Here is a 15,084-nt window from a genome sequence, read left to right as displayed (position 1 = left end):
TTACACCTGCTCGGCAAGCAGCGCCGTGCGCTTGCCTTCCGTTTCGGTTACCTCGTCGGCGGCGATGTAGAAGTCGCGTCTGTAGTTGAAGGTATGGCCGATCGCAACGACGAGCATGGCGATGGCGGAGACGACGACCAGCCACCACATGTACCAGATCAGCCCGAAGGCGAGCGCGACGCTGATAGCAGACAGGATCGCGCCGGTGCCGGTGTTCTTCGGCATGTGGATCGGCCGGAAGCCTTCCAGCGGGCGGGCATAACCGCGGTTCTTCATGTCGTACCAGCTGTCATGGTCGTGCACGACGGGCGTGAAGGCAAAGTTGTAATCCGGGGGCGGCGAAGCGGTCGACCATTCCAGCGTGCGGCCGTCCCAGGGATCGCCGCTGTCGTCGCGCAGTTCTTCGCGCTTCATGAAGCTGACGACGATCTGGATCAGGAAGGCGGCGATGCCGAGCGCGATCAGGCCGACGCCGAAGGCGGCGATGATGAACCAGATCTGCAGCGACGGGTCCTCGAACTGGCTCATGCGGCGGGTGACGCCCATCAGGCCGAGCACATAGAGCGGCATGAAGGCGAACCAGAAGCCGATCTGCCAGAACCAGAAGCTCAGCTTGCCCCAGAAGGGATCGAGCTTGAAGCCGAAGGCCTTCGGGAACCAGTAGTTCACGCCGGCGAACATGCCGAAGAGAACGCCGCCGATGATGACGTTGTGGAAGTGGGCGATGAGGAACAGCGAATTGTGCAGCACGAAGTCGGCCGGCGGCACGGCGAGCATGACGCCGGTCATGCCGCCGATGACGAAGGTCACCATGAAGCCGACCGTCCACAGCATCGGCACCTCGTAGCGGATGCGGCCGCGATACATGGTGAACAGCCAGTTGAAGATCTTCGCCCCGGTTGGGATCGAGATGATCATCGTGGTGATGCCGAAGAACGAGTTGACGGAAGCACCCGAGCCCATCGTGAAGAAATGGTGCAGCCAGACGATGTAGGACAGGATCATGATCACGCAGGTGGCGTAGACCATGGAGGCGTAGCCGAAGAGGCGCTTACCGGAGAAGGTGGCGACGACTTCCGAGAAGATGCCGAAGGCCGGCAGCACCAGGATGTAGACCTCCGGATGGCCCCAGATCCAGATGAGGTTGATGTACATCATCGGATTGCCGCCGAGGTCGTTGGTGAAGAAGTTCGTCCCGGCGTAGCGGTCGAGCGACAGCAGGGCGAGCGTTGCCGTCAGGATCGGGAAGGAGGCGACGATCAGCACGTTGGTGCAGAGCGCCGTCCAGGTGAAGACCGGCATCTTCATGAAGGTCATGCCCGGCGCACGCATCTTGACGATGGTGGCGATCAGGTTGATGCCCGAAAGCGTCGTTCCCACACCGGCCACCTGCAGGCCCCAGATATAATAGTCGACGCCGACGCCCGGACTGTAGGCGGCGCCCGACAGCGGCGGGTAGGCCAGCCAGCCGGTCTGGGCGAATTCGCCGATGAACAGCGACAGCATGATGACGATCGCGCCTGCTGTCGTCATCCAGAAGGAGAAGTTGTTGAGGAAGGGGAAGGAGACGTCGCGCGCGCCGATCTGCAGCGGCACCACGAAGTTCATCAGGCCGGTGACGAAGGGCATCGCCACGAAGAAGATCATGATGACGCCGTGGGCGGTGAAGATCTGGTCGTAATGGTGCGGCGGCAGATAACCCTCCGAACCGTTGAAGGCGATCGCCTGCTGGATGCGCATCAGGATGGCGTCGGAGAAGCCGCGCAGCAGCATGATGACGGCGAGGATCACATACATGATGCCGATCTTCTTGTGATCGACGCTGCAGATCCAGTCGCGCCAGAGCGGACCCCAGAACTTGAAATAGGTGATGAGGCCGAGCACGGCGAGGCCGCCGATGACGACGCCGATGAAGGTCACGACCAGGATCGGCTCGTGATAGGGAATGGCATCGAGGGTCAACCGGCCGAAGACGAACTTCAGGAGGTCAGGATTGGAAAACATGGAACAACCCGTTCATTATGTCTTGCGACGCAAAGCGCCAGGTTAATTGTTGTTGTTGAGCTGCGCCGGCGCCGGATCGGCGCCATTGCCCATGCCGGGCATGGAATGGCCGTCATGCTGCATATCCATGCCGGGCATGTCGTGCTGCATGCTGCTGCCGTCGGTACGCTCGGGCTCGCTGCGCGCCGGAGCACCCGTCGCCGGCACTGTGGCCGCCGGCGCCACGATGCCTTCGTCGGCATGGCGGTTGTCATATTGCAGCTTCTCGCGGTTCTCGGCACTTTCCTTGCCGCCGCCGCCCATCATGTCGATGTGCATCATCTCGTTCATGCACATCTTGCCTGGCGTGGCGCACATGTTGCGGATGGCGTCGTAGAGGTCGGCATCGGCGCCGGCATAATAGCGCACCGGTTCCTTCTCGCTCGGCTTCTCGAGCTTCAGATAGGCGTCGCGGTTGAGCATCGTGCCCTGCTGCTTGACCTTGGCCACCCAGGCGTCGAAGCCTTCGCGGTCGAGGCCATGAAACTTGAAGCGCATGTGCGAGAAGCCGGCGCCGCTGTAATTGGCCGAGAAGCCCTCATACTCGCCTTCCCGGTTGATGACGGCGTGCAGCTTCGTCTCCATGCCGGGCATGGCGTAGATTTGGCCGGCCAGCGCAGGGATGTAGAAGGAGTTCATCACCGAGGACGCGGTGATCTTGAAATTGATCGGCGTGTCCACCGGCGCGGCAAGCTCGTTGACGGTGGCGATGCCGAGTTCGGGATAGAAGAACAGCCACTTCCAGTCGAGCGCCACGACCTCGACGGTCAGCGGCTTGGTATCGGCCGGGATGGCGCGCTCGGCATCGAGGCGGTCGAGCGGGCGGTAGGGATCGAGCTTATGGGTGGAAATCCAGGTCACGGCGCCGAGCGCGATGATGATCGCCAGCGGTGCGGCCCAGATGACGATTTCGAGGCGGGTCGAATGGTGCCATTCCGGCGCGTAGGTTGCGGCCGTATTGGAGCGGCGGTAGCGCCAGGCGAAGAACAGCGTCAGGAAGATCACCGGGACGATGATCAGCAGCATCAGCACCGTCGAGATGACGATGAGATCGCGCTGTTGCATGGCGATGTCGCCGGAAGGCGCCATGACCACCATGTTGCATCCTGCCAGGAAAAGCAGCGGCAAGACGGATAGAAGGCGGGAAAACTTCACGAGTTTTGGCACGTCTCTAAGCTCTTGTTGTTTCGTTTGTTCCGCGACTAAAGCACTGAACCGGATCGCGACATGAGGCCTTTGGTCGCAGTGCAGCAAGTATGCCGCATTGCGGCACAAATCTTGTGCGCTAGTGCTTTGAAATCCTGATGAAATCAAGAAGGATTTTTCGCCAGCGCGTGTTTCGGTCAATATATCCGCAAGAATCGGTCAGGCCAGCGTTCCCAAGACAAATTACTGTCCGGATCACGCCAATTTTTTCCACCCGCGCTCAATTTGAGCCGCACAGATGAACTATTTACATCTCACGCACTTGATAAGCCTGCGGGTTTGATCAAGATCAGGCTTGAGGCGCTTTGCCGGAAGCGCCTTAACGAGGAGGCGTTTTTCATGGCTACAACATCGCATTACGGACCGTCGTCGGCGTCGCTCGAACGCGACGCGCGGCGCATTCACGACGACAAGCCGGTTTCCCCGGGCAGCATCGCCATCGGCGTGGTGATCGGCCGCATGTCGGAATTCTTCGATTTCTTCGTCTACGGCCTCGCCTCGGTCCTGGTCTTTCCGCAACTGGTCTTCCCCTTTGCGCCGGACAGGCTGACGGCGACGCTCTATTCTTTCGCCATCTTCTCGCTGGCCTTCCTCGCCCGCCCGGTCGGCTCCGTCGTCTTCATGACGATCGACCGGATGTATGGGCGCGGCACCAAACTGACGATCGCGCTCTTCCTGCTCGGCGGCTCCACGGCTTCGATCGCCTTCCTGCCGGGTTACGAGGAGATCGGCGTCTGGTCGATCGCGCTGCTGGCACTCTTCCGTCTCGGCCAGGGCTTTGCGCTCGGCGGCGCCTGGGACGGCCTTGCCTCGCTGCTGGCGCTCAATGCGCCGGCCAATCACCGCGGCTGGTATGCGATGATCCCGCAGCTCGGCGCGCCGATCGGCTTTGCGCTGGCCAGCACGCTGTTCGGTTATTTCGTCGCCAATCTTTCCAGTGAAGATTTCCTCTCCTGGGGCTGGCGTTATCCCTTCTTCGTCGCCTTCGCGATCAACGTCGTGGCGCTGTTTGCGCGTCTGCGCCTGGTCATGACCAAGGAATTCGGCACGCTGCTCGAACAGCACGAGCTGGAAGCAGCCCCGATCCTCGAGGTGCTGCGCGTGCACGGACGCGACATCCTGATCGGCGCCTTCGTGCCGCTCGCCAGCTTCGCCATGTTCCACCTCGTCACCATCTTCCCGCTCGGCTGGATGAGCCTTTACGGCAACCAGCCGATCGGCGCCTTCATGGTGGTGCAGGTGGTCGGCGCCATGGTCGGCGTCGTCGCCATCGTCGCGTCGGGCCTGATCGCCGACCGCATCGGCCGGCGCGCCCAGCTTGCCATCTGCGCCGTCATCATCGCCGTCTTCAGCTTCGTCGGACCGATCCTGATCGCGTCTGGCAATAGCGGCCATGACGCCTTCGTCATTATCGGTTTCGGCGTGCTCGGCCTGTCCTTCGGCCAGGCGACCGGTTCGATCTCGTCGCGCTTCGGCCGCGGCTATCGTTATACCGGCGCCGCCTTCACCTCGGATCTCGCCTGGCTGATCGGCGCCGGTTTTGCGCCGCTGGTGGCGCTCAGCCTCTCCAGCCGCTTCGGCTTGACCTTCGTCGGCTACTACCTGCTCTCCGGCGCCATCTGCACGCTGGCAGCACTCGCCTTCAGCAAGGCGCTGGAGCAGCGGGAATAGGCGGCCAGTCTGCGCCCCAGGGGCGCCAGCCCCTCATCCGCCTGCCGGCACCTTCTCCCCGTAAACGGGGCGAAGGGACCATGCTGCACCCTGTCCGTCCTCTTCGACCTTTCGTGGGGCACGTCCCCTCTCCCCGTCTTTTACGGGGAGAGGGCTAGGGTGAGGGGCAGCCGCTGCCACGAATCGGACAGCGGCAGGAAGCAGGCTTTGGTTTCGGGTCGCAATTCCAATTATTGAATGCATTGCAATCTATAATTAAATGCATATCATGTTGGCGATCAGCGAGGATTGCCATGACCGCAGAAACCATCGATCATTCGACCCTTTCCCGCCTTGTCGAAGCCGGTGCGGTCGATGCTGCTCATGTTGTCGGCAAAACCGGCGGCTGGTCGGTCGTCATCCGCTACGGCAAGGCCGAGCGGCCACTTGCCGCTCAGCGCAGCCGGCAGGTGCGTGTGTTCAAGCGCATGGATACCCTGGTTTCCTATCTCAAGGATGTCGGCATTTCGCGGTTCGATGTCGACGCGGCCGATTACGTTCCTGAGACGGCATCGCGGCCGGATCGGGCGGAGGCTCTGCGCCGTATCCATGAGGCGGCGGAATACGACAAGTGGTTCCGCGAACAGGTCGAGGAGGCGATCCGGGAGGCCGATGATCCGAACGCGGTCTGGATTCCGCATGAAGTCGTCGAGGAGCAGATGGCGCGCGAACGGGCAGAGCTGCTGGCGCGGCTTAAGGCTGGAGCCAAGTAAAGCTCATCTGGCGTGTGAAATCGCAGAGTTGGAAATCTTGCGCCTCGTCCACGGCGCCCAGCAATGGCCGCCGAAAGGCTGAACGCGTCTTACTGCGCCATCTGCGGCTGTTTTGCCGCCCGTGCGGCGGTCAGTTCCGCCGTGGTGTGGTTCAGGCGGTCGGCCAGCACCCGCATGATTTCCACGGCCATCTCCGGAAAGTCGCTGAGCAGCTTGAGGAAGTGCTCCTTGCTGATGCGCAGCACTTCAAGCGGCGAGGTGGCGCGCACTGTCGCCGTGCGCGAGACATCGCAGAGGATGGCGATTTCGCCGACGATGGAATTGAGCTCGACGTCGGCGACCTTGATCTCGCCGGCCGGCGAGGCGACGATGATATCGGCGCTGCCGGAAAGGATGACATAGGCGGCGTCGCCGACATCGCCCTGATGGAAGAGGTCCTGCCCGGCTTTGTAGGTCATGCGGTCGGAGGTGAAGGCCAAAAGCTTGAGCTTGGCTGGCGCAATCCTTGAAAAGATCGGCACCCGGCGCAGCATTTCCACTTCGTCTCTCAACAGCATGAGCGTTTCAATCCCCTGCCGCATGGTCCTTGGAACCAGGCGTCTTCAAATTCCGGGCGTTCCCCCGGGAACGCCTACCATCGCCGCCCCAATAGAATATTACGATAACAGTTCCTTGAACATACCGTTTTTTTCGGAAAGTTCCGGATAGTTTCCGGCTTCCGCCAGACCGCCGCGGTCGAACAGCAGGATCCGGTCGAACAGCTCGGCGAGGCGCGCATTGGAGAGCACCCAGACGATCGCCGGGCGTTCGCCTTCCTTATGCAGGTCTTCGACGATGTTGCGGGTGATCTGATCCTGGACGCGCTGGTCGAGCGCCGAGAGCGGCCGGTTGAAGATGAAATAGTCCGAGCGTTTCAGAAGCGCGCGGGCAAGGTTGAGCTTCTGCCGCTGCACCATGGTCAGCCGCTTGCCGCCAGAGCCGACGTCGAATTCGAGGCCGATCGACAGCACGTCGTCATAAAGGTCGAGCGCGTCGAAGAGTTCGCCCATGATGGCGCGGATGCGGTCGGAGGCGTCGGCCTGCTGATAGGCGATGCGGCCGAAAAGGACATTGTCCATCAGGCTGGCCGAGGGGGTGAAACGCTCGGCGTCATAACGCTCGATCAGCTCGGCGAGATCGGCTGGAATATGCTCGTGGAACTGCTTGCGGGCGCTGACGATCTTGGCCATCAGCTCGTCGGTCAGCAGGCCGAAGCGGTGGCGCGGCTCGATATAGGCAAAGCTCAGCCGGATGATCGCCGACCGTTCCTCGGGTGTGGCGTCCTCGAAGCGGCGGCTTTGCAGCTTCTGCAGCAGCGCCTGGTAGGTCGGAATGTCGTCCGCCGTCATGAAGGTCAGCTGCTGGAAGAAGGGATGGTCTGGCGGCAGGTCGTGGAAGAGTTCCACCGCGTTCTCGGCGATTTCGAGGCCCATGGCGTAGAGATCGGTGCTGAGGCCGGTCTCGCGGAAGAGCTGCTGGAAATAGGGATGGGCGGCCAGCCTGCGATTGGTCATCAGCGGCCGCTTCATCGTGCCGAAGAGCAGGTTTTCGCCAACCGTTGCCTGGGCGTTATAGGCGTCGAAATCGAAAGGCACGACAATGCCGTCGAGGCCCTCGTCGCGCAGCCGGTCTCTGAGCGAGGCGCGCAGCGCCACGACATGATCGCTGACCGCCACATGCACGTCGGTATTGACGTTCGAGCGCAGCGCCAGGTCGAGGATATCCTGCGAGATCAGCACGGCGTCGAGCACCGGCCGGATCGCTTTCAACAGGTCCTCGGGCCCGCTGGCGCCGGCCGCCTTGTAATCCACCCAGTCGCTGTTGAGGTCGAGCGTCGGGTTGCCGGCCTTCACCGCCTCGATGGAGTGCCATTTATATTCCTGCGCCTCCTTCTCGTCATAGACGGCATCGGTCATCGGCGCATGCTTGAGGCCGTAGAGCAGGTTGCTGGCGAGCGAGCCGTGGAAGAAGAACGTATCGGCCGAGGCATAGGAAATGCGCCGGCCGGTGATCGATTCCGGCAAGTCCAGCAGGTCACGGCCGTCGATGGTGATGCGGCCGGAATCCGGCCATACCATGCGTCCGAGCGCTTCGGCGAAGGCTTCCGCGCCGCTGCCGTTCGGGCCGACGATCGCCACGGTCTCGTTCGGCTTGATCTCGACGGAAACGTGGTCGACGAGGCGGGCGCCGCTGTCGTCGGAGACCGACAGGTTGGTGACGACGAGCGCGCTCGTCAGCGCTCCGACGGGGGCGATCGCGAGTTCCTGGATGCGGCTGTCGATCAGCGGCTCGACGTTGAACTGCTCGTAGACCTGCTGGTATTTCACCTGCACGTCCTGGCGCATCTGGTCCCAGTCGATCAGTTCCTTCAGCGGGCCGGGCAGGTCCTTATAGGCCGAGATGACGGCGACCAGCTGGCCGATGTCCAGCCGGCCCTGCAGCGCCAGATAGCCGCCGATCGCGTAGAACAGGAAAGGCGTGACCTGGGCGAGGAAATTGTTGATGAACTTCACCAGGAATTTCCACTGGTAAAGGTCGTAGCGGATCGAGAAGATCCGGCCGAGCCGCGACGCGATGTCGGCGCGTTCGAGGTTGGATGTGTCGTTGCCGTGGATCGTACCGATGCCGTCGACGATTTCGCCGACGCGGCCGGAAAGTTCGCGCGCCGTCAGCTGCCGCTGGCGGCCGAGATCCAGGAGACGCTTGCGCATGCGGGGAATGACGACGGCCTGGACGCCGACGATGCCGGCGGCGATCATGCCGAGCCAGAAATTCTGCACGATGATGAAGGCGAGCGCGGTGATCGCCTGGCCGCCGAGAAGGGCGGGCGAGACGAAGGCATCGCCGGTGAAGCCGCCCATCGGCTCCACCTCGTCCTTGATCATGGTGGCGATCTCGGCCGATTTCACCCGCTTGAAGTGAATAGGCGGGAAACGCAGCACCCGGTCGATCAGCTCGAAACGAATGCGGCGCAGCATGCGCTCGCCGAGCCGGCCCTTATAGGTGTTGATGTAGAATTTGAAGAGGCCGTTCAGCACCACCAGCGCCAGGAACACCAGGCTGAGGGCCATCAGCATCTGGAAGCGGTTGAGCTGCAAACCTTGAAAGAATTCGACATGGCCGATCAGCGGAATGTCGTAGGCGATGTGCATGAAGGTCTGTCTTGCGCCCGGGCCTTCGAAACCGTCGCCCTGGATCGGTCCGTTGACGATCTGCTTCGGCAGGTCGAAGGACAGGAAGTAGGGCACCATCGAGGCGGCGACGACAGCCAGAATCCACAGCTGCTGCAGCCGCGTGTTCTTCCAGATGTAGCGGGCGAGGCTTTTTTCCATGGCTAACCGTCAGCGTGCTGGGAAATTGCGGGGGCCGGGATGGGGAGGAATCTCAAGAACAGGACCATGCAGCCGGACCGCCGATATCGCAATGAAAACAAGGCGAAGCGACCGGCCGCAGACGTGCCGATTCTCGCCGGAACACTGTTTATATCACAGGAATTTTGGATTGGGCGAGGGATTCGGCAATCATGGAGCGAATGACGCCGGCGGTTTTCTCCGCCCCGTCGAGATCGAGCAGCACCGGCTTGCGCCCCGGTGCGGCGAGCGCCCTTTCGACCGCCTCTTTCACATGGATCGGCGTCAGTCCCGTTTCCGGCAGGATATCGGCGAGGCCGAGCGCCTGCAGCCGTTCGGCGCGCACCGTCTGCTCGGTCTCGCCGCCGGCGACGAAGGGAATGAGGATCGCCCGGCATTCGGTGCGCAGCAGATCGCCGACCGTGTTGTAGCCGGCCTGCGATATCGAGACTTTGGCGGCGCGCAGCAGCGAAGGAAAATCCTTGCGGAAACGCACCAGCGTCACATTTCGAGGCGCGTCCCGCGACAGCGCGGTAAAATCGGTCTCCGGCAGGTTCGGCCCCGCGATCAGCAGCCAGCGGAGATCGGCGGGCAGCATCGCTGCCGCCTCTTTGGCCGCGCCGATCAGCGCCGCACCGACGGCGCCGCCGCCCGCCGAGGCGATGACATCGAATGTTTCGGTCGGCTCGGGCGCCGGCGGGGCTGCGACAAGGCCGGTATAACGCAGCCTGTCGGCGATTTCAGGCGTCAGCGGGAAGGTGTCCTCGAGCCTGACGAAATCCGGATCGCCGTGGACGAGAACGGCGTCGAAATGCTCCTTGACCAGCGCGGCGGTTTCCGCGTCGCGGCCGGCCTTGCGGTTTTCCTGCAGGATGTCGCGCACCGAGCTTAAGAGTTTCGGCCGCGGCTCGGCCTTTTCGATTGCCGCGAGCAAGGGCAGGAGTTCGAAGCGCATCTGTCGCCGGCCGAAGGGGAAGGCTTCGATGATGACGACATCGGGCCTTGCGGCATGAAAGGCGTCGAGCAGCAGTTCGCGGCGGGCATGGAGGAAATCCTCGCCGGCGGGCCGGCCGTCGGCATCGGCGAGGCCGGAGAAACCGGCATTGCTGGCAACGACCGCCGGCAAGGCCACGGTCTTCACGCCCTCACCGGGAAAGCCAGGCACCGGCAGGCCGCCGGTGACGACCGTGACGTCGAAACCGTCCTTGACGAGCGCATTGGCGATGCGGCTGGCGCGGGCGATATGGCCGATGCCGAGCAGGTGCTGGACATAGAAGAAGATACGCGGTGCCGTCATGAGGCCTTCTGCCATTCGGCCTCGAACAGGCCGGTGAGCTGTCTGATGCTGGAGTGATAATCGAAATCTTCGCGCACCCGGCTTTCGGCGGCGTCGCCGAGGCGCTTGCGCAGCGCCGGGTCGCGGATCGCCGCTTCCAGGGCTCTCGCAAGCAGCGCCGGATCCTCCGGTGGCACGACGAGACCGTTTTCACCGTTCTTCAGGAGTTCCGGCACGCCGGATACGTCGGTCGAGACGCAGACGAGCCGCTGGCTCGATGCTTCGACAAGGACGTTCGGCAGGCCGTCGCGGTCGCCATTGGCGGCGACCCGGCAAGCCAGCGCGAAGAGGTCGGCGCGGCGGTAATGATCGAGCACGTCTTCCTGCGCCAGGGCGCCCTTCCAGACGATGCGGCCGGAGAGGCCGAGTTCGCCGGCCAGGACTTTCAGTTTCGCAAGCTCCTCGCCGCCGCCGATGTGGTCCATGCGCCAGTGGAGGTCGGCGGGCAGCAGGGCAAGCGCCCTGAGCAGCACGTCGTAGCCTTTCTTCTCGACGGCACGGCCGACGCTGAGGATGAAGGCCGGGTCGTCGGGGTTGGTGCCGGTGCGGTCCGAACGCGCGCCGGCAAAATGGCCGAAACGGGCGAGATCGAGGCCGTGATAGCTTAAGTGCACCGCATCCTTGCGGGATGTCAGGCCCCGCATGTGCTCGTAGCCCGTTCTGGTGCAGGTGACCGCCCAGCGGGCGCTGCCGAGCTTCTCGTTGAGCTCCCAGTCCGGTGACGTCCAGATGTCCTTGGCGTGGGCCGAACAGGTCCAGGGCGTGCCGGTAAGGATGCTCGCATATTCCGTCACCGAGGCTGGCGTGTGGATGAAATGGGCATGCAGCCATTGCCCGCCGTCAGGCCATTCGCGCGCCAGCACCAGCGCCTGGCCGAGACGGCGGAAGCGGTTGCGCGAGATGTCGCGCTTGAGGTCGGCGAGGAAACGTTTGATCAGCGCCTTGAAGCCAGGTTTCGCAAAACCGGCGACCAAGCCTTTCAGCACGCGGATCGGCTCCTCATGCAGATATTCCGGCAGGTAGACGACGCGCGCCCGGATCTCGTCATGGACGGGGTGGCGCTTCTTGTCGGTCGGCCGGCGCATCGAAATCAGCGTCAGGTCGAAGCCGGCCTTTTCGAGGCCGAGCAGCTCCTGGGCGATGAAGGTTTCCGAAAGGCGGGGATAGCCTTTCAGAACGACGAGGATCTTGCGGCGTGGCGGCAAGGCTGTGCCCTATTCTGCGACGAGGGCGAGGTGGCTGGCGCGGCCGTCGATCCATCGGCCGACGGTCTGCGAAATATGATCGAGCCCTTCGAGATGCATATTGCTGCCGCTCTTCGACGGCGGCAGGCGGGAGGGCAGGCGCTTCAGCGCCTCGGCCATGATCTTCGGATCGACCGACTGTTCCGGCAGCAGCATGTCGACGAGGCCGAGCTCGCTTGCCCGTTGGGCGCGCAGCAGCTGTTCCTCGCGCGGCTTGACGCGGGGCACGATGAGGGCCGGCTTATCGAAGGAGAGGATCTCGCAATAGGTGTTGTAGCCGCCCATGGCGACGACGCCGATGGCGCCGTCGATCAGCTCTTCCATGTGGTTGTCGAACTCGATCACCTCGATATAGGGAATGGCTTCGCCCTTCTGTACCAGCTTGGCGCGCTCGGCGGCCGGCATATAGGGCCCGAGCACGACGAGCGCCTTCTGCGTCAGCGTCGGATCGGCCTCGTAGGCGTTCATCACGTCATGGACGAGATCGGAGCCGTCGCCGCCGCCGCCGGTGGTGACGAGGATGTAATTGTCCTTGCGGGCGTTGATCGAGGTCTTGCCCTTGGAGACGCTGCGCTGCAGGAAGCCGACGAAATCCATCTTCCGGCGGAGGCTCGCCGGCACGTCGAGACCGACCAGCGGGTCATAAAAATCAGGCGGACCGTAGACCCAGACGCTGTCGTAATATTGGTCGATCTTCTGCATGATGCCGTTCTTCTTCCACTCGGCCTCGAGCAGATGCGGCGCATCCATGATCTCGCGCAGGCCGAGCACCAGCACGGTGCCGCGGGCCTTGAGATAGGCGAGCGTATCCTCGACCTCCCCCTTCAGCCCCATCGGCTCCTTGTCGACGATGAAGATATCGGGCTGGAAGGTCTCGGCCGTGTGGCGGATGCTCGATTCGCGCATCTTCAGCGTCTCGTGCAGGTCGATGTGGCTGGCAAGCGAGGTATATTCGCCGTTGCGCAGCTTGATGACGCTCGGGATCTTCACGAAGTCGACGCGGGCGCGGTAGTCGAAGGCGCCGGCGATGGTGGCGCCCGAAATGATCAGGATGTTGAGGCCGCGATAATCCTCGACCAGCGCATGGGCGATGGTGCGACAGCGTCTGAGGTGGCCGAGACCGAAGGTGTCGTGGCTGTACATGAGGATGCGTGCATCTTCGAGACGTCTGGCCATGGGTGTTCCCTCTGGGGCGAGCAACATATTTAGCACCCCCACCGTCCGGAGGCCATGCGGCGGGAGCGATGCCGTGAGGCACCGCCGAGCTTCCTGCTATTTGTAGGGATCTGCCGCATCACGCAAGCCGTCTCCCAGAAAGTTGAACGCCAAAATGACAAGAACAACAGGAATGATCGGATAGAGCAGCCAAGGATAAAAGGCGATGACGCTGACGCTTTTTGCCTCGGTCAGCAGAATACCCCAGCTGGTGATCGGCGGACGCAGGCCGAGGCCGAGAAACGAGAGCGCGGTCTCGCCGAGGATCATGCCGGGGATGGAAATCGTCGCCGAAGCAATGAGATGCGACATGAAACCCGGCACCAGATGCCGGCCGATGATGCGCGGCGTGCTGGCGCCCATCAGCTGTGCCGCCTGCACGTAATCCTCCTCGCGCAGCGCCAAAAGCTTGGAGCGCACGGCACGCGCCAGCCCGGTCCAGTCGATGATGCCGAGGATGACGGTAATGCCGAAATAGATGACGATCGGGCTCCAGGTCACCGGCATGATGGCGGCCAGCGCCATCCACAGCGGCAGGCTCGGCAGCGATTGCAGCACCTCGATCAGGCGCTGGACGATGAGATCGAAAATACCGCCCCAGTAGCCGGCGAGGCCGCCGATGACGATGCCGAGCACGAAGCTGATCGAAATGCCGATCAGACCGATCGTCAGCGAGATCCGCGCACCGTAGAGGATGCGCGAGAGCACGTCGCGGCCGAGCCGGTCGGTGCCGAGCAGGAACATCTGGCCGCCGATCGCCGGGCAGACCAGATGATAGTTCGAGGCGGCAAAGCCCCAGAATTTATAGGCATCGCCGCGGCAGAAGAAACGGATCGGCTGCACGTCGTTCGGCCTGTCGGTATAGACGCGGTGCAGCGTGTCGAGATCGAGCGTCATGCTGCGGCCGTAGACGAAGGGTCCGACGAACTCACCCTTGTCGAACAAATGGACGCTTTGCGGCGGCGCATGGATGAAATCGACATTGCGGGTGTGCAGGCCGTAGGGCGCCAGGAACTCGACGATCAGGATCATCAGATAGACGGCGGCGAGAAAGATGCCGGAGATCAAGGCCAGCCGGTGCTGCTTGAACTTCCACCACATCAGCTGCTTCTGCGAGGCGAGATGGATGCGCGATTGCGCTGCCGTCATGGTTTCGGTCGCGTGCGGATCGAAAGGCGCCGTCGAGACGTAATGGGGAAGCGGCGCGCCGGGTGCGGGAAGGGGCGACATTATTTGGTGCTCCTGCCTTGCAGACGGATGCGGGGATCGAGGAAGCCGAGCGCGATGTCGGAGATCAGCACGCCGATGACGTTGAGGAAGGCCAGGAACATCAGGAAGGAGCCGGCCAGATACATGTCCTGGCTCTGCAGCGCCTTGATCAGCATCGGTCCCGTCGTCTCCAGCGACAGCACGATGGCGACGATTTCGGCGCCCGAGATGATCGACGGCAGGATCGAGCCGATATCGGCGACGAAGAAGTTGAGCGCCATGCGCAGCGGATATTTGAGCAGCGCCCGCATCGGATGCAGGCCCTTGGCGCGGGCGGTCGTCACATATTGCTTCTGCATCTCGTCGAGCAGGTTGGCGCGCAACCGCCGGATCATGCCGGCCGTGCCGGCGGTGCCGACGATGATCACCGGGATCCACAGGTGCGAGAGGATCGACCGCGCCTTCTCCCAGCTCATCGGCGCCGAGATATATTGCTGGTCCATCAGATGGCCGATCGAGATGCCGAACCAGATATTGGCGAAATACATCAGGATCAGCGCCAGCATGAAGTTCGGAACGGCAATGCCGAGCAGGCCGAGGAAGGTCAGCCCATAGTCGCCCCAGCTGTACTGGTGCGTGGCCGAATAGATGCCGATCGGGAAGGCGATCAGCCAGGTGAGCAGGATGGTGGTGAAGGAGACGAGGATCGTCAGCCAGAGGCGATCGCCGACCACGTCGGAGACCGGCAGCTGGTATTCGAAGGAATAGCCGAAATCGCCGTGCAGCATGCCGCCGACCCAGTAGAAATAGCGCACGATCTCCGGCTTGTCGAAGCCGTATTGCTGGCGCATCTCCTCGATTTCCTGGAGATTGGCGGTTTCGCCGGAGGCGCGCAGTTCGGCGATCTGGCTCTCGAAGAAATCGCCGGGCGGCAGCTCGATGATGGTGAAAACCAGCGCCGAAATGACGAAGAGTGTCGGCACCATGGCGGCGATACGCCAGAGAATATATCTGAGCAC

Annotated in this window: 11 protein-coding genes; 2 read left to right on the top strand and 9 right to left on the bottom strand. The window is 62.7% G+C overall.

Annotation, left to right across the window (positions count from 1 at the left end):
• Both cyoB and cyoA read right to left on the bottom strand, forming a co-directional pair.
• On the bottom strand, positions 1–2,004 hold the full coding sequence (gene cyoB / locus CO666_RS08630; RefSeq protein WP_097611643.1) for a cytochrome o ubiquinol oxidase subunit I: 2,004 nt from the start codon (positions 2,002–2,004) through the stop codon (positions 1–3).
• 42 nt (positions 2,005–2,046) lie between these two features.
• Positions 2,047–3,210 (bottom strand): ubiquinol oxidase subunit II, encoded by a 1,164-nt coding sequence (gene cyoA / locus CO666_RS08625; protein WP_097611642.1) that lies wholly within the window; start codon positions 3,208–3,210, stop codon positions 2,047–2,049.
• Positions 3,211–3,588: 378 nt separating this feature from the next.
• Here cyoA and CO666_RS08620 point away from each other — a divergent pair, with 378 nt between their 5' ends.
• Together CO666_RS08620 and CO666_RS08615 are read left to right on the top strand one after the other, a co-directional pair.
• Positions 3,589–4,920, top strand: coding sequence for an MFS transporter (locus tag CO666_RS08620; RefSeq protein ID WP_097611819.1), 1,332 nt, complete (start codon positions 3,589–3,591; stop codon positions 4,918–4,920).
• Between the two features lie 293 nt (positions 4,921–5,213).
• On the top strand, positions 5,214–5,672 hold the full coding sequence (locus tag CO666_RS08615; RefSeq protein WP_097611641.1) for a hypothetical protein: 459 nt from the start codon (positions 5,214–5,216) through the stop codon (positions 5,670–5,672).
• 89 nt (positions 5,673–5,761) lie between these two features.
• On the opposite strand, the gene CO666_RS08610 is transcribed toward CO666_RS08615, so the two are convergent.
• The 7 genes from CO666_RS08610 to CO666_RS08580 form a co-directional block, all read right to left on the bottom strand.
• Positions 5,762–6,229 carry a cyclic nucleotide-binding domain-containing protein gene (locus tag CO666_RS08610; RefSeq protein WP_085740122.1) on the bottom strand — a complete coding sequence of 156 codons (468 nt, stop codon included), beginning with the start codon at positions 6,227–6,229 and terminating at the stop codon, positions 5,762–5,764.
• Between the two features lie 99 nt (positions 6,230–6,328).
• Complete coding sequence (locus CO666_RS08605; protein ID WP_097611640.1) at positions 6,329–9,043, bottom strand: ABC transporter ATP-binding protein; 2,715 nt, start codon at positions 9,041–9,043, stop codon at positions 6,329–6,331.
• A 148-nt stretch (positions 9,044–9,191) separates the two neighbouring features.
• Positions 9,192–10,358, bottom strand: a complete 1,167-nt coding sequence (locus tag CO666_RS08600) for a glycosyltransferase family protein (protein ID WP_097611818.1) — start codon at positions 10,356–10,358, stop codon at positions 9,192–9,194.
• Positions 10,355–11,602 (bottom strand): glycosyltransferase, encoded by a 1,248-nt coding sequence (locus tag CO666_RS08595; RefSeq protein ID WP_097611639.1) that lies wholly within the window; start codon positions 11,600–11,602, stop codon positions 10,355–10,357. The genes CO666_RS08600 and CO666_RS08595 overlap by 4 nt, the downstream gene beginning before the upstream one ends.
• A 9-nt stretch (positions 11,603–11,611) precedes the next feature.
• Positions 11,612–12,817, bottom strand: coding sequence for a glycosyltransferase family protein (locus CO666_RS08590; protein WP_097611638.1), 1,206 nt, complete (start codon positions 12,815–12,817; stop codon positions 11,612–11,614).
• Between the two features lie 96 nt (positions 12,818–12,913).
• Positions 12,914–14,086 (bottom strand): ABC transporter permease, encoded by a 1,173-nt coding sequence (locus tag CO666_RS08585; RefSeq protein WP_179869639.1) that lies wholly within the window; start codon positions 14,084–14,086, stop codon positions 12,914–12,916.
• The gene (locus CO666_RS08580) at positions 14,086–15,084 is read right to left on the bottom strand and encodes an ABC transporter permease (protein WP_097611637.1); all 999 of its coding nucleotides are present in this window, start codon (positions 15,082–15,084) and stop codon (positions 14,086–14,088) included. The genes CO666_RS08585 and CO666_RS08580 overlap by 1 nt, the downstream gene beginning before the upstream one ends.

This window comes from Rhizobium chutanense (assembly GCF_002531935.1).
Taxonomy (GTDB): domain Bacteria; phylum Pseudomonadota; class Alphaproteobacteria; order Rhizobiales; family Rhizobiaceae; genus Rhizobium; species Rhizobium chutanense.
This window is presented reverse-complemented; position numbering and strand designations above follow the sequence as displayed.

Excerpts from the sequence above, each read along its gene's own strand:
- cyoB (WP_097611643.1), bottom strand. The coding sequence starts at position 2,004 with ATGTTTTCCAATCCTGACCTCCTGAAGTTCGTCTTCGGCCGGTTGACC.
- CO666_RS08620 (WP_097611819.1), top strand. The coding sequence starts at position 3,589 with ATGGCTACAACATCGCATTACGGACCGTCGTCGGCGTCGCTCGAACGC.
- CO666_RS08615 (WP_097611641.1), top strand. The coding sequence starts at position 5,214 with ATGACCGCAGAAACCATCGATCATTCGACCCTTTCCCGCCTTGTCGAA.
- CO666_RS08610 (WP_085740122.1), bottom strand. The coding sequence starts at position 6,229 with ATGCTGTTGAGAGACGAAGTGGAAATGCTGCGCCGGGTGCCGATCTTT.
- CO666_RS08605 (WP_097611640.1), bottom strand. The coding sequence starts at position 9,043 with ATGGAAAAAAGCCTCGCCCGCTACATCTGGAAGAACACGCGGCTGCAG.
- CO666_RS08600 (WP_097611818.1), bottom strand. The coding sequence starts at position 10,358 with ATGACGGCACCGCGTATCTTCTTCTATGTCCAGCACCTGCTCGGCATC.
- CO666_RS08590 (WP_097611638.1), bottom strand. The coding sequence starts at position 12,817 with ATGGCCAGACGTCTCGAAGATGCACGCATCCTCATGTACAGCCACGAC.
- CO666_RS08585 (WP_179869639.1), bottom strand. The coding sequence starts at position 14,086 with ATGTCGCCCCTTCCCGCACCCGGCGCGCCGCTTCCCCATTACGTCTCG.